Annotated in this window: 1 protein-coding gene; it reads left to right on the top strand. The window is 68.5% G+C overall.

Annotated elements, in window-relative coordinates; genetic code table 11:
• Positions 1–403, top strand: a 403-nt coding sequence (locus tag V0288_RS24995; protein ID WP_332867912.1) for an IclR family transcriptional regulator, incomplete at both ends; no start/stop codon positions are given.

The raw sequence follows: 403 nt of genomic DNA, 5'->3' as shown, positions 1-403 counted from the left end.
GCCGCCGTTGCAGGCCCTGCGCGACCAGACTGGCGACAGCGCGAGCCTGACCGTGCTGTCGGGCGCGGAGATCCTTTACGTGGCCCACGTCTCGACCGACCGGCGCTTTCGGGTGGCGGCGGGGGTGGGCACGCGCTTTCCGTTCCATGCGACCTCCTTGGGCAAGGCGCTCGCCGCGCATCTGCCCGAGGACGAGCGCAACCAGCTCCTCGCCCGCGCGCCTTTTCAACGCTTTACCGAGCGCACCGTGACCGAACGGCAAGCGCTGGCCGAGCGGCTGCACCTGATCGCGACACGCGGTTACGATTCGGCGCTGGACGAGCTTGACTACGGGATCGTCTCGGTAGCGGTGCCGATCTTCGGGCAAGAACGGGAAGGGCGAAAGCGGGTGATCGCGAGCATC

This window comes from Pannus brasiliensis CCIBt3594, from assembly GCF_036688125.1.
GTDB classification, from domain to species: domain Bacteria; phylum Cyanobacteriota; class Cyanobacteriia; order Cyanobacteriales; family Microcystaceae; genus Pannus; species Pannus brasiliensis.
The sequence above is the reverse complement of the archived record's forward strand: the minus strand, read 5'-3'. Positions and strand labels throughout refer to the sequence as shown.